Here is a 19,489-nt window from a genome sequence, read left to right as displayed (position 1 = left end):
CCGCTGTGAAGGACACCACCCATGGCTGCCAACCCTGAAGACACCGCGACCGCCGCCCCGCGCGCGCCCCGGCGCAAGGCGAGCCGCCACCGTGGCGAGGGCCAGTGGGCGGTCGGTCACTTCACCCCGCTCAACGGAAACGAGCAGTTCAAGAAGGACGACGACGGTCTCAATGTGCGGACACGCATTGAGACGATCTACTCCAAGCGCGGTTTCGACTCCATCGACCCGAACGACCTGCGCGGCCGGATGCGCTGGTGGGGTCTGTACACCCAGCGCAAGCCCGGGATCGACGGCGGCAAGACCGCGATCCTGGAGCCGGAGGAGCTGGACGACGAGTACTTCATGCTGCGGGTGCGCGTCGACGGCGGCCGCCTCACCACCGACCAGCTGCGCGTGATCGGCGAGATCTCGCAGGAGTTCGCGCGCGGCACCGCCGACATCACCGACCGGCAGAACATCCAGTACCACTGGATCCGCATCGAGGACATGCCGGAGATCTGGCGCCGTCTCGAGGGCGTGGGCCTGTCCACGACCGAGGCCTGCGGCGACACCCCGCGCGTCATCCTCGGCTCGCCCGTCGCGGGCATCGCCGAGGACGAGATCATCGACGGCACGCCCGCCGTCGACGAGATCCAGCGCCGCATCGTCGGCAACCCGGCCTTCTCGAACCTGCCCCGCAAGTTCAAGTCCGCGATCTCCGGCTCGCCGCTCCTGGACGTGGCGCACGAGATCAACGACATCGCGTTCGTCGGCGTCGTCCACCCCGAGCTGGGCCCCGGCTTCGACCTGTGGGTCGGCGGCGGCCTGTCCACCAACCCCAAGATCGGCCAGCGGCTCGGCGCATGGGTGCCCCTGGAGGACGTGGCGGACGTCTACGAGGGCGTCATCTCGATCTTCCGGGACTACGGCTACCGCCGCCTGCGCACCCGGGCCCGGCTGAAGTTCCTCGTCGCCGACTGGGGCGTGGCGAAGTTCCGCCAGGTCCTCGAGGACGAGTATCTGCTGCGCAAGCTGGCCGACGGCCCGGCCCCCGCCCAGCCGGTCCAGCGCTGGCGCGACCACGTCGGCGTGCACCGGCAGCAGGACGGCAGGTTCTACGTCGGCTTCGCCCCGCGCGTGGGCCGCGTCGACGGCACCGTACTGACGAAGATCGCCGACCTGGCCGCCGCGCACGGCTCGGGCCGCCTGCGGACCACCGTCGAGCAGAAGATGATCGTGCTCGACGTGGCCGAGGACCAGGTCGACTCGCTGGTCGAGGGCCTGGAGTCGCTGGACCTGACGGTCCGTCCGTCGTCGTTCCGGCGCGGCACCATGGCCTGCACCGGAATCGAGTTCTGCAAGCTCGCGATCGTCGAGACGAAGGCGCGCGGCGCCTCCCTCATCGACGAACTGGAGCGCCGCATCCCGGAGTTCGACGAGCCGATCACCATCAACATCAACGGCTGCCCGAACGCCTGCGCCCGCATCCAGGTCGCCGACATCGGCCTCAAGGGCCAGCTCGTCCTCGACGACGACGGCAACCAGGTCGAGGGCTTCCAGGTGCACCTCGGCGGCGCGCTCGGCCTGGAGGCCGGGTTCGGCCGCAAGGTGCGCGGCCTGAAGGTCACCTCCGCCGAGCTGCCGGACTACGTGGAGCGCGTGCTCAAGCGGTTCCAGGCGGAGCGCGAGGACGGCGAGCGGTTCGCCACCTGGGCGGCGCGGGCCTCCGAGGAGGCGCTGTCGTGAGCGAGCGCGCCGCCCCCTTCTACTGCCCCTACTGCGGCGACGAGGACCTGCGTCCGAGCGAGCAGGGCCACGGCGCGTGGGAATGCGCGGCGTGCAACCGCGCCTTCCAGTTGAAGTTCCTCGGGCTGCTGACCCGTGGACTTCAGCGCAACGACCCTGGAGGGGAACCGATATGACAACAGCTCAGGAGCCCGACACAGCGGCCGCGGCCGAGCTGCGGGCGCTCGCCGAGCAGGCCGGGCGCGACCTGGAGGACGCTTCCGCGCTCGACATCCTCCGCTGGGCCGCGGACACCTTCGGCGCGCGGTTCTGCGTGACGTCGTCGATGGAGGACGCGGTGGTCGCCCATCTGGCCGCGCGCGCCCGGCCCGGCGTGGACGTGGTGTTCCTCGACACCGGCTACCACTTCCCGGAGACCATCGGCACCCGCGACGCCGTCGAGGCCGTCATGGACGTGAACGTCATCACGCTCACGCCGGAGCTGACCGTGGCCGAGCAGGACGCCGCGTACGGCCCCCGGCTGCACGAGCGCGACCCGGACCTGTGCTGCGCGATGCGCAAGGTCAAGCCCCTCGAAGAGGGCCTGACCGGGTACGTCGCGTGGGCGACGGGCCTGCGTCGCGACGAGTCCCCGACCCGCGCGAACACGCCGGTCGTCGGCTGGGACGAGAAGCGCCGGAAGGTCAAGGTCTCGCCGATAGCCCGCTGGACGCAGGACGACGTGGACGCGTACGTCACCGAGCACGGCGTCCTCACCAATCCGCTGCTCATGGACGGCTACGGCTCCGTGGGCTGCGCGCCGTGCACCCGGCGCCTCCTCGACGGCGAGGACGCGCGCGCCGGACGCTGGGCGGGACGCGCCAAGACCGAATGCGGGCTGCACGGATGACGCCCCGTCAGACAGCTGCGAAAGACCCCCAGAGCTTTCAGGAGACCCACGTGACCGGAGCCACCGTCTGGCTCACGGGCCTGCCCAGCGCGGGCAAGACCACCATCGCCCACGAGCTGGCGCGCACCCTGCGCGCGGGCGGCCACCGGGTGGAGGTCCTCGACGGCGACGAGATCCGCGAGTTCCTCTCCGCGGGCCTCGGCTTCAGCCGCGAGGACCGGCACACCAACGTCCAGCGCATCGGCTTCGTCGCCGAACTCCTCGCCCGCAACGGCGTGTTGGCGCTGGTCCCGGTGATCGCTCCGTTCACGGACAGCCGCGAGGCGGTCCGCAAGCGCCACCAGGCGGGCGGCACCGCCTACTTGGAGGTGCACGTGGCCACGCCGGTGGAGGTCTGCTCCGTACGGGATGTGAAGGGCCTGTACGCCAAGCAGGCCGCGGGCGAGATATCGGGGCTCACCGGCGTCGACGACCCGTACGAGGAGCCCGAGTCGCCCGATCTGCGCATCGAGTCCCAGGACCAGACCGTGCAGGAGTCCGCGGCGGCTGTTCTCGCGCTGCTCAACGAAAGGGGTCTGTCATGACGACCGCCGCCAGCGTCAACGAGGGCACCGGGAACTCCGGTGACGCCGACGGGAGTCCGGTGAGCGACAGCCCGTACGCGCTGTCGCACCTGGACGCCCTGGAGTCCGAGGCCGTGCACATCTTCCGCGAGGTCGCGGGCGAGTTCGAGCGGCCGGTGATCCTGTTCTCCGGCGGCAAGGACTCCATCGTCATGCTGCATCTGGCGCTGAAGGCCTTCGCCCCCGCGCCGGTCCCCTTCGCACTCCTGCACGTCGACACCGGGCACAACTTTCCCGAGGTCATCGAGTACCGCGACCGGGTGGTGGCGGAGCACGGGCTGCGCCTGCACGTGGCGTCCGTGCAGGACTACATCGACCGCGGGGTGCTTCGCGAGCGTCCCGACGGCACCCGCAACCCGCTGCAGACGCTGCCGCTCACCGAGAAGATCCAGGCCGAGCGGTTCGACGCGGTCTTCGGCGGCGGGCGGCGCGACGAGGAGAAGGCGCGCGCCAAGGAGCGGGTGTTCTCGCTGCGCGACGAGTTCTCGCAGTGGGACCCGCGCCGCCAGCGCCCCGAGCTGTGGCAGCTCTACAACGGCCGGCACGCCCCCGGCGAGCACGTCCGGGTCTTCCCGCTGTCCAACTGGACCGAGCTGGACGTGTGGCAGTACATCGCCCGCGAGTCCATCGCGCTGCCGGAGATCTACTTCGCGCACGAGCGGGACGTCTTCAAGCGCTCCGGCATGTGGCTGACCGCGGGCGACTGGGGCGGCCCGAAGGACGGCGAGGACGTCGAGCGGCGCCGGGTGCGCTACCGCACGGTCGGCGACATGTCCTGCACCGGCGCCGTCGACTCCGACGCGACCACGCTCGCGGCCGTGATCACCGAGATCGCCGCGTCCCGGCTCACCGAGCGCGGCGCGACCCGCGCCGACGACAAGCTCTCCGAGGCCGCGATGGAAGACCGCAAGCGCGAGGGGTACTTCTAGCCATGACCAGCACCATCGACACCGCCGCCGGGGAACTCGCCGGTCTGTCCGCGACCACGCTGCTGCGGTTCGCCACCGCGGGCTCCGTCGACGACGGCAAGTCCACGCTCGTCGGGCGTCTCCTGCACGACTCCAAGTCGGTCCTCGCCGACCAGCTGGAGGCCGTCGAGCACGCCTCGCGCAGCCGCGGCGCCGAGGGCCCGGACCTGGCGCTGCTCACCGACGGCCTGCGGGCCGAGCGGGAGCAGGGCATCACCATCGACGTGGCGTACCGCTACTTCGCCACGCCCCGGCGTCGCTTCATCCTCGCGGACACCCCGGGCCATGTGCAGTACACCCGCAACATGGTCACCGGCGCCTCGACGGCCGACCTCGCGGTGGTCCTCGTCGACGCCCGCAACGGCGTCATCGAGCAGACCCGCAGGCACGCCGCCGTCGCGGCCCTGCTGCGCGTGCCGCACGTGGTGCTCGCCGTGAACAAGATGGACCTGGTCGCGTACGCGGAGCCGGTGTTCGCAAGGATCGCGGAGGAATTCACCGCGTACGCGGGCGAGTTGGGGGTTCCGGAGATCACCGCGATTCCGATCTCGGCGCTCGCCGGGGACAACGTGGTGGAGCCGTCGTCGAACATGGACTGGTACGGCGGCCCGACGGTCCTCGAACACCTGGAGACCGTGCCCGTCAGCCACGACCTGACGAGCTGCCACGCACGCCTTCCGGTGCAGTACGTGATCCGGCCGCAGACCGCCGAGCACCCGGACTACCGGGGGTACGCGGGCCAGATCGCCGCGGGCACCTTCCGGGTCGGCGAGTCGGTCACCGTGCTGCCGTCGGGCCGGACGTCGAAGGTCGCGGGCATCGACCTGCTCGGCAAGCCCGTGGACGTGGCGTGGACCCCGCAGTCCGTGACCGTGCTCCTGGAGGACGACATCGACGTCTCACGGGGTGATCTGATCGTCCCGAGCAGTGATACGCCGTCGACCACCCAGGACATCGCGGCGACCGTCTGCCATGTCGCGGACACCCCGCTCGTGGTGGGCCAGCGGGTGCTGCTCAAGCACACCACCCGCACGGTCAAGGCGATCGTGAAGCAGATCCCGTCCCGGCTCACGCTGGACGACCTGTCCCAGCATCCGAACCCCGGGCAGCTCGTGGCCAACGACATCGGCCGGGTCCTGGTGCGCACCGCGGAGCCGCTCGCGCTCGACGCGTACGCCGACTCGCGCCGCACCGGCTCCTTCCTGCTCATCGACCCGGCGGACGGCACGACGCTGGCCGCGGGCATGGCGGGCGAGGCCTTCGCCAAGGCAGAGGACGCCCACGGCGCCCCCGCGGACGACGAGGGCTGGGACTTCTGACCATGACCTCCATCGATGTGTACGCGACGTTCGCCAAGGAGGGCGGACGCGTCGGCAGCGGCGCGCTGGGCAGCGGGCAGGGCGGGGTCGCGCGATGTGCGCGCTGACGTACGCGCACCGCATGCGCGCCCGCACCCCCCGCCGCCCCTTCGCACGCAGACGAAGATCCGCCGACCTGCTCCCGGCCACGCCCTGAGGCTGTGACCGCCGGGCCAACGAGAGGAACACCTCCCGTGCTCGCCTCCCGCTCGTCCCGCACCGCCCGCCGCCGCGGCGCCCTCGCAGCCGCCGCCGCGCTCCCCCTGCTCGCCCTGACCCTCTCCGCCTGCGGCTACGGCTCGGACTCCGACTCCGACGACAGCGGCAAGGCCAGGATCGCCGCCAACGCGAAGAAGATCGAGGGCCTGGACACGGTGAAGATCGGGTACTTCCCGAACCTCACGCACGGCACGGCACTGGTCGGCGACCAGGAAGGCATCCTGCAGAAGGAGCTGGGCGGCACCAAGGCGACGTACGCGCAGTTCAACGCCGGTCCCTCGGAGATCGAGGCGCTGAACTCGAAGTCCATCGACATCGGCTGGATCGGCCCGTCCCCGGCGATCAACGGCTACACCAAGTCCCAGGGCAAGAACCTGCGCATCATCGGCGGTTCGGCGTCCGGCGGCGTGAAGCTCGTGGTGAACCCCGAGAAGGTCAAGTCCCTCGACGACGTCAAGGGCAAGAAGATCGCCACACCGCAGCTCGGCAACACCCAGGACGTGGCCTTCCTCAACTGGGTGAAGGAGAAGGGCTGGAAGGTCGACGCCCAGAGCGGCAGGGGCGACGTCTCCGTGGTCCGCACCGACAACAAGATCACCCCGGACGCGTACAAGTCCGGCTCGATCGACGGCGCGTGGGTGCCGGAGCCGACCGCGTCCAAGCTGGTCGCCGAGGGCGGCAAGGTGCTCCTGGACGAGTCCGACCTGTGGCCGGACAAGAAGTTCGTGATCACCAACATCATCGTGTCGCAGGAGTTCCTGAAGAAGCACCCGAAGGTCGTCGAGGCGGTCCTGCGGGGCTCGGTGAAGACCAACCAGTTCATCAAGGACAACCCCCAGAAGGCGAAGGCCGCGGCCAACGCCAAGCTGAAGCAGCTCTCCGGCAAGGCGCTGCCGACCGAGGTCATCGACCCGGCCTGGAAGTCGATCCAGTTCACCGACGACCCGCTGGCCGCGACGCTCGACACCGAGGCCGACCACGCGGTCAAGGCGGGCCTGCTGGAGAAGCCCGACCTGAAGGGCATCTACGACCTGAAGCCGCTCGGCAAGGTCCTGAAGGCGGCGGGCAGGCCCGCGGTCGACGACGCCGGACTCGGCGTCAAGTAGGCACGGAACAGAGCCTGTTCAGGTATCCCAGGAGGTGACGACCATGGCCACCACGCTCACCAAGACCACACCCGCCAAGTCCGCGGAAGGTGCCGTCGACGAGGTCGCGACGCTCGACGTCGCCGCGCGCATCGAGCACGTCTCGAAGTCCTTCGCCACCCCGGCGGGGCAGCAGCTCGTCCTCGACGACATCACGCTCGATGTCGCGCGCGGTGAGTTCGTCACCCTCCTGGGAGCCTCCGGGTGCGGCAAGTCGACGCTGCTGAACCTCGCGGCCGGACTCGACCGGCCCACCGCGGGCACCATCACCACCGACGGGCGGCCCGCCCTGATGTTCCAGGAGCACGCGCTGTTCCCGTGGCTGACCGCGGGCAAGAACATCGAACTGGCCCTCAGGCTGCGCGGCGTGCCGAAGGCGGAGCGGCGGCCCAGGGCGGAGGAACTGCTCGCCCTGGTCCGCCTGAAGGGCGCCCACGGCAAGCGGGTGCACGAGCTGTCCGGCGGCATGCGCCAGCGCGTGGCGCTGGCCCGCGCGCTCGCCCAGGACAGCCAACTCCTGCTGATGGACGAGCCGTTCGCGGCCCTCGACGCCATCACCCGGGACGTCCTGCACGACGAGCTGATGCGCGTCTGGCGCGAGACCGGTGTCTCGGTCCTGTTCGTCACGCACAACGTCCGCGAGGCGGTGCGGCTCGCCCAGCGCGTCGTGCTGCTCTCGTCGCGGCCCGGCCGGGTGGCGCGCGAGTGGCAGGTCGACATCGAGCAGCCGCGCCGCATCGAGGACACGGCCGTGGCGGAACTCTCCGTCGAGATCACCGAACAACTGCGTGGGGAGATCCGCCGCCATGGGCAGCACTGACACGACGACGCCCGCGAAGTCGGACGGCCCGGCGGACACGCACGACCTGGCCGGTCTCGAGGCGGGCCTGGACGCCCTGGACACGGTGCAGACGCGGCGCACACCGCTGCGCGAGACCCTGGTCCAGAAGGTCCTGCCGCCGATCACCGCCGTCGTCCTCGTCCTCGTGGTGTGGCAGATCCTGGTCTGGGCGAAGGTCACCGACAGCTACAAGCTGCCCGCGCCGTCGGCGGTGTGGGACGAGGTCGAGGCCTCCTGGCGGCAGGGCACCCTGCTCGAGTACATCTGGACGAGCGTCGAGCGCGGCCTGTTCGGCTTCCTGATGGCCCTCGCCATCGGCACCCCGCTCGGCCTGATCGTGGCGCGAATCCGCTTCGTGCGGGCGGCCATCGGCCCGATCCTGTCCGGCCTGCAGTCGCTGCCGTCGGTGGCGTGGGTACCGCCGGCCGTGATCTGGCTGGGGCTCAACGACTCCATGATGTACGCGGTGATCCTGCTCGGCGCGGTGCCCTCCATCGCCAACGGCCTGGTCGCGGGCGTCGACCAGATCCCGCCGCTGGTCCTGCGGGCGGGGCGCACCCTCGGCGCGCGGGGGCTGCGCGGCGCCTGGCACATCGTCATGCCCGCGGCGCTGCCCGGCTACGTGGCGGGCCTGAAGCAGGGGTGGGCGTTCTCCTGGCGCTCCCTGATGGCCGCGGAGATCATCGCGCAGTCCCCCGACCTGGGCATCGGCCTCGGCCAGCTCCTCGAAGCGGGCCGCACCAACAGCAGCATGTCCCAGGTCTTCCTCGCCATCCTGCTCATTCTGATCGTCGGCATCGCCATCGACCTGCTCATCTTCAGTCCCCTTGAGCGGTGGGTGCTGCGCAGCCGCGGCCTGCTGGTGAAGAGCTGATCCCCATGCGCCCTCCGTACCGTCCCGTCCTGCTGGTCGTCGCCCACGGCAGCCGTGATCCGCGGCATGCCGCGAGTGTGCGGGCGCTCCTGCGCACGGTGCGGGACCTGCGGCCCGGCCTTCGGGTGGAAGTCGGGTTCCTCGACTTCAACACCCCGTCCGTGCCGTCCGTCCTCGGCTCCCTCGCCGAGGAGGGGGTACGTGACGTCGTCGCGCTGCCCCTCCTCCTCACCCGCGCCTTCCACGCGAAGGCCGACATCCCGGCGGTGCTGCGGGAGGCGCCGCCGGGCCTGCGGGTGCGCCAGGCCGGGGTGCTCGGCCCCTCGCCGCTGCTCCTCACCGCGCTCGAGACGCGGTTGTACGAGGCGGGGCTCGACCCCGCCGACAAGCCCACGACCGGGGTCGTCCTGGCCTCGGCGGGCTCCACCGACCCGGAGGCGATCGCAGTGATCGCTGACATCGCGCGGGAGTGGCGGCACACCGGTTGGTGCGCCGTGCGGCCTGCGTTCGCCTCCGCGACTCTTCCCCGCACGGAGCAGGCGGTGCGCCTGCTCCGTGCCACGCCCGGGGTACGCCGGGTCGCCGTAGCGCCGTACGTCCTCGCCCCGGGCTTCCTGCCCGACCGGATCGCCCGGGGCGCGGCCGAGGCGGATGTCCTCGCGGACGTGCTGGGGGACTCCCCCCTGGTGGCCCACCTCCTCCTGGACCGCTTCGACTCGTGCCACCGCTTCGCGGCGGATCTCTCCCACCCACCCACCCGTGCGAGGAACATCACGGCCCCGCCACCCCCCGCCCTACGAGCCGCAGGCTGACCACGGCCCCAGGAAGCGCCCCGCAAGGGGCGCGGGGTACCGCGCGCGCAACCTCCACCACCCGCAGACGAAACACCACGACCGGCCCCGCAAGGGGCGCGGGGAACTGCGCGCCCAGCCCCCACCGCCCCGCAGGTGAAAACAAACCCCCACCAACCGTGACCTGATCTTGCCCAGGCCCCCGGCCAGAAACCGCTTGCGGGGACCCGTACCCCCCAATACCGTCTCGCGGATGACGTCCGAGCCGTTCTCCCTCGAACTGCGGTCCGAGCGCCTCGTGCTCTCCTCCTATGTCGCGTCCGACGAGTCGGACTTCGTGGCCCTGTTCCAGGACGAGACCGTGGGCCGCCGGTCCGGCGACCGGACGCGCAGCGCGGAGGCGGACCGGGCGCTGTTCGCGCGGCTGTTCAGCATCGTGTACGAGGAGGAGCGCTTCCCGGTGTGGGCGGTGCGGCACGACGGCCGGTACACGGGCCACGCGGAGATCAAGCCGTCGCCCGAGCCGTGGCTGGACGGGCACGAGATCGCGTACGGGCTCTCCCGGGACGGCTGGGGGCTCGGCCTCGGCACGGAGGTGGCCCGTCTGCTCACCGACCACGGCCACCGCACCATGGGCCTTGCCGAAGTGCACGCGACCGTCGACGCCCTCAACACGCCGTCCGTGACCGTGCTGAAGCGGCTCGGCTTCACGCAGGGCCGCGAGGTGCGCGAGGACGACGGGAGCACGACGCTCCAGTTCACGTCGCGGGCCTCGGACTGGCCGACGTGACCCCACGACGCGGCCCCGCGTCCCCGCGAGCTACCCCTTCTCCACCAGCGCGACCAGCTCCGCCACCGGCATCGACCCCGCCTCCCTGCGCTCCCGCGCGAACTCGTTGGCGAGGCGCCGCAACACGTCGTTCACCGGGGTCGGAACGCCGTGCAGGCGGCCCAGGAGCGCGATCTCGCCGTTGAGGTAGTCGGCCTCGATGGTGCCGGTGCCGCGGCTGAGGCTCTGCCAGGAGGAGCCGCCGCCACGGGGCGCGCCGGGGAGCGGTTCGAGGACGACGCGGTCGCCGCGGGCCTCGCGCTGCTCCTGCTCGCCGACCGCCTCGATCCCGGCGGCGGCCAGCACGGCCTCGCCCTCGGCGCGGGCGCGCTTCAGGACGGCGAGGGCGTCCTCGTCGGTGAGGGGTCCGGTGAGCGCCTCGACGGCGTTGGCGAGGTTGCCGAGGAGCTTGCCGTACTTCCAGCGCATCACGTCGGCGACGACGGGAGCGAGCAGCTTGGCGCTCTCCAGGTCGGCGGCGACGCGGCGCGCGGTGTCGTCGGTGCCCGCCGGGTAGCGGCCGAGGTGCAGGATGCCCGTGTAGGGGGCACCGGCGGCGGAGACGGTGCCGGGCTCGACGTACGTGGCGGGCAGGAACAGGCACATGCCGTACACGCGGCGGAACCGGCGCAGTGCCATCCGCTCGCTCTCGACGCCGTTCTGCGCGCAGACCAGCGGCAGCGCCTCGGCGGCGGTCGTGCCGCCCGCGACGGGCCGGGAGCCCCAGGCATCGAGGGCGGCTTCGGCGTCCTGGGTCTTCACGGCGAGGACGAGCACGTCGTCGGCGCGGAGTTCGCCGAGTTCGGCGGGGTGCTGGACGACGGGCGGCCGGTGGGTGCGGGTCCCGTCGGGTGTTCTGAGGGTGAGCCCGCGGTCCCGCAGCGCCTCGTGGTGCGCGCCGCGCGCGACCAGGACGACCTCATGACCCGCCTCGGCGAGGCGCCCGCCGACGCTGCCGCCGATGGCCCCCGCTCCGATGATGATGTAGCGCATGGCGCGAGCCTGACACAGCGAACAGGTGAACGGTCAAGATCTTTCCGTATCTTGACCTTGCCCCAGGGGCAGACTCCACGCTCCCGCCATGGACAGCGACTACCTGACCCAGAGCCCGTACACGGCTCCCGGCCCCCACCTCGACGCCCTCGTCGGCCCCGCCCCGCTCCCCCGGGACCCGGCCGCGCTCGCCGCCCTCGTGCGGGGCGTCGTCCTGCACCGGGAGGAGGGCGCCAGGTTCGGCTACGCGGTGCCCGCGGAGCGGATGCGCGAGGACGCCGAGTCCCGGTACGCCGCCGAGCTGCTGCGGATCCTCGGCGAGCGCGGCACCGCGCCGCTGACCGAGCCCCGGAAACCGGCGGAGCGGTTCGTGGGCACCTGCCGGGACTTCGCGCTGCTGCTGTGCTCGCTGCTCCGGACCACCGGCACCCCGGCGCGCCTGCGGTGCGGCTACGGCACGTACTTCCAGGCGGGGTTCCACGACAACCACTGGGTGACCGAGTTCTGGACGGCCGGGCGCGGCTGGGTGCTCGCGGACGCGCAGTTGCTTGTGGAGGTCACGTTGGGCAACCGTCTGTACGACATCGACTTCGACCCCATGGACGTACCGCGGGAGCAGTTCGTGGTGGGTGGTGAGGCGTGGCGGGCGTGCCGGGAGGGGCGGGCGGACCCGGACACGTTCGGGGTGAGCACCGTCCCGGAGATCAAGGGGCTCGGCCTGGTGCGGTCCGACGTGGTGGCGGATCTGGCGGCGCTCGGCGGTGTGGAGGCGCTGCCGTGGGACGGCTGGGGCGTGATGGAGAAGGGCGACGAGGAGGTCACGGCCGCGGACCTGGCACTCCTCGACGAGGTGGCCGCCGTGACCTCGGCCGCCGGGCGGGCCGAGGACGCCCGGCGGCCGGACGCGGTGCGCCGGCTGCTCGCCGATCCGCGCCTGGCCGTCCCGGCCGAGGTCGTCTCGCACTCCACGTACCTCGGCATGCGCACCGTCAGTCTGTCGGGGGCTCCTCGGGGGTGAACGGGGTGCCCTGATGGAACCAGAGCAGCCAGCCGTCGTCGGTGCGCCGCCACAGTGAACTGCGGTGCACCGCACGGCCGTTGGTGTCGGTGTCGAAGGTCAGGTGCACCACGCCCTCGGCGAGCTCGACGCCCCGCATGCGGCAGGTCGTGGTGGGGCGGCCGCCCGGCTCGGGCCGGGCGGTGAGCACCTTGACGATCGACTCCCGGTCCCAGCGGGCGCCGGACGCGCCGAACTCGGTGAACTCCGGGTGCAGCAGCGCGCCGAACAGCGCCGGTGAGGCCCGCACTTCGGGGTCGAGGAGGCGCAGCTCGTTCTCGATGGCGGCCTCGACGGCGGGCGAGCGGCCGGGCAGATCGGGCAGTCCTGGCGTGGCGGGCGTGTCAGGCATCGGTCAGCTCCACGAGCTTGGTGACGGTGTTCCAGTTGCGGCTGGTGGCGATGAGCCCTTTGGTGAGTGCGGGGCGCGCGAGGGCTTCGCCGAGCTTGGAGCGGCCGAGGCCGTCGGGGGCGTACAGATACAGCACGCGGTCGCCGAGGCGGAACTCCTCCGGCAGGAAGGCCGCTTGGTCGAGGGCGGCGAAGCGGGCGGCGTCGACGGGCGCGGAGAAGTAGGTGGCGTGCAGTTGCTTGCCTTCGAGCGTGTCGGCGGGGAAGGGGCAGGCGTCGGCCACGGCCTTCAGATACGCGGCGTCGCGCACCAGGACGTCCACGTGGAAGCCGAATTCCGCCGCCAGGGCCGCGGTCAGCTCGGCGGCCAGGCTCTCCTCGTCGCCGTGGTCCGCGGTGAAGACGGCGTTGCCGCTCTGCAGATACGTGGCCACGCCGCCGTGGCCGAGCCCTTCGAGGAGCGCGCGCAGGCGCGCCATGGGCACCTTCCTGCCGCCGCCCACATTGATGCCGCGCAGCAGCGCCGCGTAGATCTTCGTCGCCATGCGGACACGATAAGGCGGTCGCCGTGCCCCGTGGGGGTGGGCACGACGACCGCCGGCTTCTTCAGGGCCGTGACTACTCGACGACCTTCAGGAGCTTGTTGGGGGTGCCCTCGCTGGGGTTGGAGATCTTGTCCGGCGTGGCACCGTCGGTCAGGGCCTTGGCGACGGCGTCGGGCGTGGCGTCCTTGTGGGCGCCGAGGTAGACGGCGGCGGCGCCGACGACGTGCGGGGTCGCCATCGAGGTGCCGGAGATCGTCTTGGTGGCGTCGTCGCCGGTGTTCCAGGCGGACGTGATGTCCGAGCCCGGGGCGTAGATGTCCACGACGGAGCCGAAGTTGGAGAAGTCCGACTGCTCGTCGTCCTTGGTCGAGGAGGCGACCGTGATGGCCTCCTTGACGCGGGACGGGGAGCCCTGACCGGCGTCGCTGGACTCGTTGCCCGCGGCCACGCCGTAGGTGACACCGGCGGCGATGGACTTCTTGACTGCCTCGTCCAGGGCCTCGTCGGCGCCGCCGCCGAGGCTCATGTTGGCGACGGAGGGGCCCTGGTGGTTCTTGGTGACCCAGTCGATGCCCGCGACGACCTGCTCGGTGGTGCCGGAGCCCTGGTCGTCGAGGACGCGGACGGCGACGATCTTCGCCTTCTTGGCGACGCCGTGCGCGTCACCGGCGATGGTGCCCGCGACGTGGGTGCCGTGGCCGTTGCCGTCGTCGGCGTTGTCGTCGTTGTCGATCGCGTCGAAGCCGGAGGTGGCGCGGCCGCCGAAGTCCTTGTGGCTGACGCGGACGCCGGTGTCGATGACGTACGCGGTGACGCCCTCGCCGGCGGCGTCGGGGTAGGTGTACTTCTTGTCGCCGGCCGTGTCGGCCTGGTCGATGCGGTCCAGGCCCCACGACGGCGGGTTGTCCTGGGTGGCGTCGATGGAGAACTTCTTGCTCTGCACGACCTTGCCGACGGCCGGGTCGGCGGCGAGGCGCTTGGCCTCGGTCTCGGACAGGCTCTTGGCGGCGAAGCCGTTGACGGCCGAGGAGTAGTTGCGGCTGAGCTTGCCGCCGTACTCCTGGGCGAGGTCGGACTTGGCTTCCTTGTTGGCCTTCTCGTCGAGCAGCACGATGTAGCTGCCGTCGACGGCGCCCTTCGCGTCGGCGCCGTAGACCTTGCCCTCCGCGGGAGTCGACGCACCTGCGAACGATCCTGCGAAGACGGTCACGCCCACCGCGGTGGCGGCGGTGGCTATCGCAGCGGTGAGCTTCATCGTGCGAGCACGCTTGTGAGTTGCCATGAAGAGGGGTCTCCTCGTGGTGCGTTGTGGGGGGATGTGGGGGGATTCAAAGCTTTTCGTGCCGTGCGCAGCCATGGCTGCGGCGCCCTGGGAACTCCGAAAGAACTGAAGATCTTTGGGCGTTGGGACGAAACCTTGTCTGAATGACGCGCGCAGATCAATACCTTCATGCGCCTGTGACTTGTTCAACAAGGTTCCGTAATAACAAAAAGGGTTCGCAGTGGCAGATCGGACACGATGGAACGTATACATCCGTCTGAGGGGGTCTCGTGACCGTGGTGCGCGGTGCTTCCCGAGTGGGTGTAGGTGCCAAGTCCCCGATAGATGTAGGGGGCTTGAGTGGCCCGTCTCCTCCCTCGGTCGGGCGGCGGTTCACCTGCGGGCACGATGAGGCGGCGCGCGTACCGCCCTAGCGTCGGGAGCACGGTGGTGGCAGGGTGCCGCCGCACGACGGGGGGGGCGGGCTCCATCATGAGCAGCACAGGGACACCCGTGCGGGGCTTCGCCGCACGGGCCGGTGGCTGGAGCGCACGGCACCGCTGGGCGGCGGTCGGCATCTGGGTTCTGTTCGTCGTCCTGGCCATGGGTGCCGGTTCGGCCGTGGGCCGGGCGGAGGCGCCGGAGGGCGACCTGAAGGGCGAGACCAGCCAGGCGCAGCGGATCACCGACGACGCGGGCGTCGAGGAGCCGACCGGCGAGACGGTGCTCGTGCAGACCCGCGGCGGCGACGGCCCGAAGTCCACGGACCCGCGCTTCCGCGCCGCCGTCGACGACGTCATCAAGGCGGTACGGGGCACCGGCGAGGCCTCGGCCGTCACCTCCCCCTACACCTCCGGCACGGTCTCCAAGGACGGCCGCAGCGCGCTCGTCCAGATGGACCTGCGCGGCGACCCCGACGACTCCGCGGACCGGGTCGAGCCGGTCCTGAAGGCCGTCGAGGGCGTGGCGGACCGGCACGAGGACGCGGGGCTGCGGATCGAGCAGATCGGCGGCGCCAGCATGGAGAAGACGTTCGACGACGCCTTCGGCGACGACTTCAAGCAGGCCGAGTACTCCGCCGTGCCGGTGGCCTTCGGCATTCTGCTGATCGTGTTCGGCGCCCTGGTGGCGGCGCTGCTTCCGGTGCTGCTCGCGATATCCGCGATCGTGGCGACGATGGGCCTGATGGCGCTGGTGAGCCACGTCCAGCCGATGAGCGACGTGGCGAACTCGGTGATGCTGCTCGTCGGGCTCGCCGTGGGCGTCGACTACTGCCTGTTCTATCTGCGGCGCGAACGCGAGGAGCGGGAGAAGGGCCGCGACGCGCAGACGGCGCTGCGGATCGCGGCGGCGACCAGCGGCCGGGCCGTGGTCGTCTCCGGCATCACGGTGTGCGTGGCGATGGCGGGCATGCTCTTCACCGGCATCACCGACTTCCAGGCGATGGGCCTGGCCTCGCTGATGGTCGTCGCCGTGGCGATGGTCGGCTCGGTGACGGTCCTGCCCGCCCTGCTCTCGCTGCTCGGCGAGCGGGTGGAGAAGGGGCGCCTGCCGTTCCTGCGGCGCCGGGCGAAGGCCGGCCGGACGGACGTGGCAGAGAGCAGGCTGTGGCGGACCGTGGTCGGCGGGGTGCTGCGGCGGCCGCTGCTGTGGACGGTGGTCGCGGCGGGCGCGCTCGCGGCCATCGCGCTGCCCGCGCTCGGCATGAAGACCCAGGAGCTGACCCTGGACCAGGAGTTCGGTGACTCACTGCCGATCGTGGCGACGTACGAGCGGGTGAACGAGGCGTTCCCCGGGGGTGCGGAGCCCGCCGAGGTGGTCGTGAAGGCGGACGACATCGGCGCCCCCGCCGTCACCAGGGCCATCGCCGACTTCCGCGAGCAGGCGGTCAGTTCCGGCGCGTCGAAGGGGCCGGTGGAGGTGGCCCTGCACAAGAAGGAGAACGTGGCCGTCCTGAGCGTGCCCCTGGTCGGCGGCTCCGACCAGGACGAGGCGGCGAAGAGCCTGACGCTGATCCGCGACGAGGTGCGGCCCGCGACGCTCGGGAAGGTGGACGGCGTCGAGGCTCCCGTGACCGGCCAGGTCGCCTCCTCCAAGGACTTCAACGAACAGATCAGCTCGTCCGTGCCGCCCGTCTTCGCCTTCGTGGTGGTCTTCGCGTTCCTGCTGATGCTGCTCTCCTTCCGCTCCCTCGTCATCGCGGCCACCTCGATCGTCCTCAACCTGCTGTCGGTGGGGGCGGCCTACGGCATCCTCGTCATGGTCTTCCAGCACGGCTGGGGCGCGTCGCTCGTCGGCGCGGAGGGCGTGGGCGCGATCGTCGCGTGGCTGCCGCTGTTCCTGTTCGTGATCCTGTTCGGCCTGTCGATGGACTACCACGTGTTCGTGGTCTCGCGGATCCGGGAAGCGCGGCTCCAGGGGCGTACGACACGGGACGCGATCGCGCATGGCGTCGTCACCACCGCGGGCGTGGTCACCAGCGCCGCCGTCATCATGGTGGCGGTGTTCGCGATCTTCGGAACGCTCTCCATGCAGTCGATGAAGCAGATGGGTGTCGGTCTCGCGGCCGCCGTCCTCATCGACGCGACCGTGATCCGCGGGGTGCTCCTGCCCGCCGTGATGGCGCTGCTCGGCGAGCGGAACTGGTATCTGCCGCGCTGGCTGGACCGGCTGCCCGACCTCACCCACGACGAGTCGGCGCCCGCCGGGACCGCCCCCGCCGCGGAGCCTCAGGCGCCCCGTACGCCCACCGCGGCAGGAAGTACTGGGTGACGGGCCCCATCGCGAGCGCGTAGAGGACGGTCCCCACCCCCACGCTCCCGCCGAGCAGCCAGCCCACGGCGAGCACGGCGATCTCGATCAGGGTGCGCACGAACCGGATGGAGCGTCCGGTCAGCGCGGCCAGGCCGGTCATCAGGCCGTCCCTGGGCCCGGGACCGAAGCGGGCGCCCACGTAGACCGCGACGGAGAGCCCGTTGGCGAGGATCCCCGCGACGAGGAGGCCGATCCGGGTCCACAGGTCCAGATCCGCCGGTACGAGCCAGAGGCCGAGGTCCGACGCGTACGCCACGACGATCACGTTGGCGCCCGTGCCGAACCTCGGCCGCTGTCTGAGCGGGATCCACAGCAGCAGCACGAGCGCGCCGACCACGGCGCTGACGGTGCCGAAGCTCAGCGGGGTGTGACGCTCGACGCCCTGGTTGAGGACGCTCCAGGGACTGACGCCGAGCCCCGCCCTGACCATGACGCCGATGCTGAGTCCGTAGAGGGTGAGGCCGAGGAGGAGTTGGGGCAGGCGGCGCAGGGGGCGCTCGGTGAGGGGGAGGTAGGTGAGCGGGGGCGGGGCGGGGGTGCGGGGGCCCGGCCGCCGGTCGGTTCCGGGGGCGCTCCGGCCGCCGGAGCGGGGGTCGGGGCGGTCGGTGTCGCTGTCGGCGGGGTGCCGCATGCCGGGGTGCCTCCACAGATGGTCGGACGACTCATCGGCCCGCAAGGCCAATGACGGCGAGTCTGTAGAGTGATTGGCCCTTAATACATGGCCAATCCCGGGAGAATGGTATGGCGGAGCGGGAGACGCGGGACCAGACCCTGGGCAGCCGCCAACTCGCCGCCCTGCTCCCGGACCCGGCGGCCGCGCGGCCCGCGTACCGGCATCTGGCGCGGGCGATCGGCGCGCTGATCCTCGACGGCCGGATCGCGCTGCACGTCCGGCTCCCCGCCGAACGGGAGCTGGCCACCGCCCTCAACACCAGCAGGGCGACGGTCACGGCCGTATACGACCTGCTGCGCGAGGGCGGCTACGCACACAGCAGACAGGGTGCGGGTACGTGGACGGCGCTGCCGGAGGGCCGGGCACCGCACGGCGTCACCCGGCACCTGCGGCCCCACGACAGCGCGATCGACCTGGCGAGGGCAGCGCCCGCGCTGCCCGAGCAAGTCCTCGTCGACGCGCTCGCCGAGGTCACGCCCCGACTCGCCGAGCACACCCACACCCCCGGCTACCACCCCTACGGCCTGCCCGAGCTGCGGGCCGCCGTCGCCGAGCGGTTCACCCGGCGGGGCCTCGCCACCGTGCCGGACCAGATCCTGGTGACCTCCGGCGCGCAGCACGCGCTCACCCTCGTCCTGGGGCTGCTGTGCCGGCCCGGGGACCGGGTCCTGGTCGAGAGCCCGTCGTACCCGAACGCCTTGGAGGCGATGCGCCGGGCCCGGCTGCGCACGGTGTCGGTGCCGGTGACCGACACCGGCTGGGACGTCGAGATCATGGAGTCGACGCTGCGCCAGGCGGTGCCCCGACTCGCCTATCTGATCCCGGACTTCCACAATCCGACGGGCTGCCTGCTGCCCGCGGCGGACCGGGCGAGGCTGCTGCGGGCCGCGCACCGCTCCGGGACCTGGCTCGTCGTCGACGAGGCCCTGGCCGACCTGGCACTCGACGTGCCCGTACCCGCGCCGCTGGCCTCCCACGCCGGTCCTGACGCGGGCGGCGAGATCATCACGGTGGGCTCGATGAGCAAGACGCACTGGGGCGGCCTGCGCATCGGCTGGCTGCGGGCGCCGTCGCGGCTCGTCACCGAACTCGCCGGGCAGCGCGTCGCCACCGACATGGGCGGCTCGGTCCTGGACCAGCTCCTGGCCCTCGCCCTGCTCGACCGCGCCGGGGAGTTGCTTCCGCGCCGCCTGGAGCAACTCCGCGAGCAGCGCGCCGCCCTGGCCGCCGCCCTCACCGAGCACATCCCCCAGTGGACGTGGCGGCTGCCGTCCGGCGGCCTGTCCCTCTGGGTCGACCTGGGCGCGCCGGTCGCTTCGGCGCTCGCGGAGCGGGTGCTCGACTACGGCGTCCGGATCGAGGGCGGCGGCTGCTTCGCCCCCGACCCGGGCCTGTTCGAGCAGCGCCTGCGCATCCCGTACACCACGTCCCCGGACACCCTCCGCGAGGCCGTCCACCGCATGGCGGCCACCCTCGCCGACGGCCTGCCGCCGTCCCCGGCGGGCCGTCGGCCGCACTGGATCGCCTAGC

The 19,489-nt window shown here is 71.8% G+C and carries 19 protein-coding genes; 14 read left to right on the top strand and 5 right to left on the bottom strand.

The window, feature by feature from the left end:
* Positions 1-21 precede the first annotated feature (21 nt).
* From ACZ6BG_RS32625 to ACZ6BG_RS32575, 11 genes are all read left to right on the top strand, one after another.
* Complete coding sequence (locus tag ACZ6BG_RS32625; protein WP_468481087.1) at positions 22-1,728, top strand: nitrite/sulfite reductase; 1,707 nt, start codon at positions 22-24, stop codon at positions 1,726-1,728.
* Entirely contained in the window at positions 1,725-1,904 is a 180-nt protein-coding gene (locus ACZ6BG_RS32620; protein ID WP_385709073.1) for a hypothetical protein, read from the top strand. The genes ACZ6BG_RS32625 and ACZ6BG_RS32620 overlap by 4 nt, the downstream gene beginning before the upstream one ends.
* Positions 1,901-2,617: a phosphoadenylyl-sulfate reductase gene (locus ACZ6BG_RS32615; protein WP_469008013.1), complete on the top strand. Its 717-nt coding sequence runs from the start codon at positions 1,901-1,903 to the stop codon at positions 2,615-2,617. Before ACZ6BG_RS32620 ends, ACZ6BG_RS32615 begins: the two co-directional genes overlap by 4 nt.
* Positions 2,599-3,201 (top strand): adenylyl-sulfate kinase, encoded by a 603-nt coding sequence (cysC, locus tag ACZ6BG_RS32610; protein WP_469008011.1) that lies wholly within the window; start codon positions 2,599-2,601, stop codon positions 3,199-3,201. The genes ACZ6BG_RS32615 and cysC overlap by 19 nt, the downstream gene beginning before the upstream one ends.
* Positions 3,198-4,169 (top strand): sulfate adenylyltransferase subunit CysD, encoded by a 972-nt coding sequence (cysD, locus tag ACZ6BG_RS32605; RefSeq protein ID WP_469008010.1) that lies wholly within the window; start codon positions 3,198-3,200, stop codon positions 4,167-4,169. The genes cysC and cysD overlap by 4 nt, the downstream gene beginning before the upstream one ends.
* 2 nt (positions 4,170-4,171) lie before the next feature.
* A complete protein-coding gene (locus ACZ6BG_RS32600; RefSeq protein ID WP_469008008.1) occupies positions 4,172-5,527 on the top strand; it encodes a sulfate adenylyltransferase subunit 1 in 1,356 nt (451 codons plus the stop codon).
* Positions 5,528-5,760: 233 nt separating this feature from the next.
* The gene (locus tag ACZ6BG_RS32595; RefSeq protein ID WP_469008006.1) at positions 5,761-6,891 is read left to right on the top strand and encodes an ABC transporter substrate-binding protein; all 1,131 of its coding nucleotides are present in this window, start codon (positions 5,761-5,763) and stop codon (positions 6,889-6,891) included.
* Between the two features lie 43 nt (positions 6,892-6,934).
* On the top strand, positions 6,935-7,750 hold the full coding sequence (locus ACZ6BG_RS32590) for an ABC transporter ATP-binding protein (protein ID WP_469008003.1): 816 nt from the start codon (positions 6,935-6,937) through the stop codon (positions 7,748-7,750).
* Positions 7,737-8,645 (top strand): ABC transporter permease, encoded by a 909-nt coding sequence (locus ACZ6BG_RS32585; RefSeq protein ID WP_469008002.1) that lies wholly within the window; start codon positions 7,737-7,739, stop codon positions 8,643-8,645. The genes ACZ6BG_RS32590 and ACZ6BG_RS32585 overlap by 14 nt, the downstream gene beginning before the upstream one ends.
* Before the next feature lie 5 nt (positions 8,646-8,650).
* Positions 8,651-9,457, top strand: coding sequence for a sirohydrochlorin chelatase (locus tag ACZ6BG_RS32580; protein ID WP_469007999.1), 807 nt, complete (start codon positions 8,651-8,653; stop codon positions 9,455-9,457).
* 232 nt (positions 9,458-9,689) lie between these two features.
* Positions 9,690-10,226 (top strand): GNAT family N-acetyltransferase, encoded by a 537-nt coding sequence (locus ACZ6BG_RS32575; protein ID WP_469007995.1) that lies wholly within the window; start codon positions 9,690-9,692, stop codon positions 10,224-10,226.
* Between the two features lie 30 nt (positions 10,227-10,256).
* Here ACZ6BG_RS32575 and ACZ6BG_RS32570 read toward each other — a convergent pair whose 3' ends face one another.
* The gene (locus ACZ6BG_RS32570) at positions 10,257-11,258 is read right to left on the bottom strand and encodes a ketopantoate reductase family protein (RefSeq protein ID WP_469007993.1); all 1,002 of its coding nucleotides are present in this window, start codon (positions 11,256-11,258) and stop codon (positions 10,257-10,259) included.
* A gap of 88 nt (positions 11,259-11,346) precedes the next feature.
* On the opposite strand from ACZ6BG_RS32570, the gene ACZ6BG_RS32565 reads away from it, so the two are divergent.
* Positions 11,347-12,276 (top strand): transglutaminase-like domain-containing protein, encoded by a 930-nt coding sequence (locus tag ACZ6BG_RS32565; RefSeq protein ID WP_469007992.1) that lies wholly within the window; start codon positions 11,347-11,349, stop codon positions 12,274-12,276.
* On the opposite strand, the gene ACZ6BG_RS32560 is transcribed toward ACZ6BG_RS32565, so the two are convergent.
* The 3 genes from ACZ6BG_RS32560 to ACZ6BG_RS32550 form a co-directional block, all read right to left on the bottom strand.
* On the bottom strand, positions 12,248-12,667 hold the full coding sequence (locus tag ACZ6BG_RS32560; protein WP_469007990.1) for a nuclear transport factor 2 family protein: 420 nt from the start codon (positions 12,665-12,667) through the stop codon (positions 12,248-12,250). The two genes, ACZ6BG_RS32565 and ACZ6BG_RS32560, sit on opposite strands and share 29 nt — an antisense overlap.
* Positions 12,660-13,211, bottom strand: a complete 552-nt coding sequence (locus ACZ6BG_RS32555) for a DUF1697 domain-containing protein (protein WP_469007988.1) — start codon at positions 13,209-13,211, stop codon at positions 12,660-12,662. The genes ACZ6BG_RS32560 and ACZ6BG_RS32555 overlap by 8 nt, the downstream gene beginning before the upstream one ends.
* 73 nt (positions 13,212-13,284) lie before the next feature.
* Positions 13,285-14,493, bottom strand: coding sequence for a S8 family peptidase (locus ACZ6BG_RS32550; protein ID WP_469007987.1), 1,209 nt, complete (start codon positions 14,491-14,493; stop codon positions 13,285-13,287).
* A 471-nt stretch (positions 14,494-14,964) separates the two neighbouring features.
* On the opposite strand from ACZ6BG_RS32550, the gene ACZ6BG_RS32545 reads away from it, so the two are divergent.
* Positions 14,965-17,244 (top strand): MMPL family transporter, encoded by a 2,280-nt coding sequence (locus ACZ6BG_RS32545; protein ID WP_469007985.1) that lies wholly within the window; start codon positions 14,965-14,967, stop codon positions 17,242-17,244.
* On the opposite strand, the gene yczE is transcribed toward ACZ6BG_RS32545, so the two are convergent.
* Positions 17,153-17,917 (bottom strand): membrane protein YczE, encoded by a 765-nt coding sequence (gene yczE, locus ACZ6BG_RS32540; protein WP_469007983.1) that lies wholly within the window; start codon positions 17,915-17,917, stop codon positions 17,153-17,155. The genes ACZ6BG_RS32545 and yczE overlap by 92 nt on opposite strands.
* A gap of 110 nt (positions 17,918-18,027) precedes the next feature.
* On the opposite strand from yczE, the gene yczR reads away from it, so the two are divergent.
* Entirely contained in the window at positions 18,028-19,488 is a 1,461-nt protein-coding gene (gene yczR / locus ACZ6BG_RS32535) for a MocR-like transcription factor YczR (protein ID WP_469007981.1), read from the top strand.
* Position 19,489 lies beyond the last annotated feature (1 nt).

The organism is Streptomyces sp. NPDC041205, from assembly GCF_055591765.1.
The sequence above is the reverse complement of the archived record's forward strand: the minus strand, read 5'-3'. Positions and strand labels throughout refer to the sequence as shown.

Coding starts and splice junctions, on each gene's coding strand:
- ACZ6BG_RS32625 (WP_468481087.1), top strand. CDS start 22: ATGGCTGCCAACCCTGAAGACACCGCGACCGCCGCCCCGCGCGCGCCC.
- ACZ6BG_RS32615 (WP_469008013.1), top strand. CDS start 1,901: ATGACAACAGCTCAGGAGCCCGACACAGCGGCCGCGGCCGAGCTGCGG.
- cysC (WP_469008011.1), top strand. CDS start 2,599: ATGCGGGCTGCACGGATGACGCCCCGTCAGACAGCTGCGAAAGACCCC.
- cysD (WP_469008010.1), top strand. CDS start 3,198: ATGACGACCGCCGCCAGCGTCAACGAGGGCACCGGGAACTCCGGTGAC.
- ACZ6BG_RS32600 (WP_469008008.1), top strand. CDS start 4,172: ATGACCAGCACCATCGACACCGCCGCCGGGGAACTCGCCGGTCTGTCC.
- ACZ6BG_RS32590 (WP_469008003.1), top strand. CDS start 6,935: ATGGCCACCACGCTCACCAAGACCACACCCGCCAAGTCCGCGGAAGGT.
- ACZ6BG_RS32585 (WP_469008002.1), top strand. CDS start 7,737: ATGGGCAGCACTGACACGACGACGCCCGCGAAGTCGGACGGCCCGGCG.
- ACZ6BG_RS32580 (WP_469007999.1), top strand. CDS start 8,651: ATGCGCCCTCCGTACCGTCCCGTCCTGCTGGTCGTCGCCCACGGCAGC.
- ACZ6BG_RS32575 (WP_469007995.1), top strand. CDS start 9,690: ATGACGTCCGAGCCGTTCTCCCTCGAACTGCGGTCCGAGCGCCTCGTG.
- ACZ6BG_RS32570 (WP_469007993.1), bottom strand. CDS start 11,258: ATGCGCTACATCATCATCGGAGCGGGGGCCATCGGCGGCAGCGTCGGC.
- ACZ6BG_RS32565 (WP_469007992.1), top strand. CDS start 11,347: ATGGACAGCGACTACCTGACCCAGAGCCCGTACACGGCTCCCGGCCCC.
- ACZ6BG_RS32560 (WP_469007990.1), bottom strand. CDS start 12,667: ATGCCTGACACGCCCGCCACGCCAGGACTGCCCGATCTGCCCGGCCGC.
- ACZ6BG_RS32555 (WP_469007988.1), bottom strand. CDS start 13,211: ATGGCGACGAAGATCTACGCGGCGCTGCTGCGCGGCATCAATGTGGGC.
- ACZ6BG_RS32550 (WP_469007987.1), bottom strand. CDS start 14,493: ATGGCAACTCACAAGCGTGCTCGCACGATGAAGCTCACCGCTGCGATA.
- ACZ6BG_RS32545 (WP_469007985.1), top strand. CDS start 14,965: ATGAGCAGCACAGGGACACCCGTGCGGGGCTTCGCCGCACGGGCCGGT.
- yczE (WP_469007983.1), bottom strand. CDS start 17,917: ATGCGGCACCCCGCCGACAGCGACACCGACCGCCCCGACCCCCGCTCC.
- yczR (WP_469007981.1), top strand. CDS start 18,028: ATGGCGGAGCGGGAGACGCGGGACCAGACCCTGGGCAGCCGCCAACTC.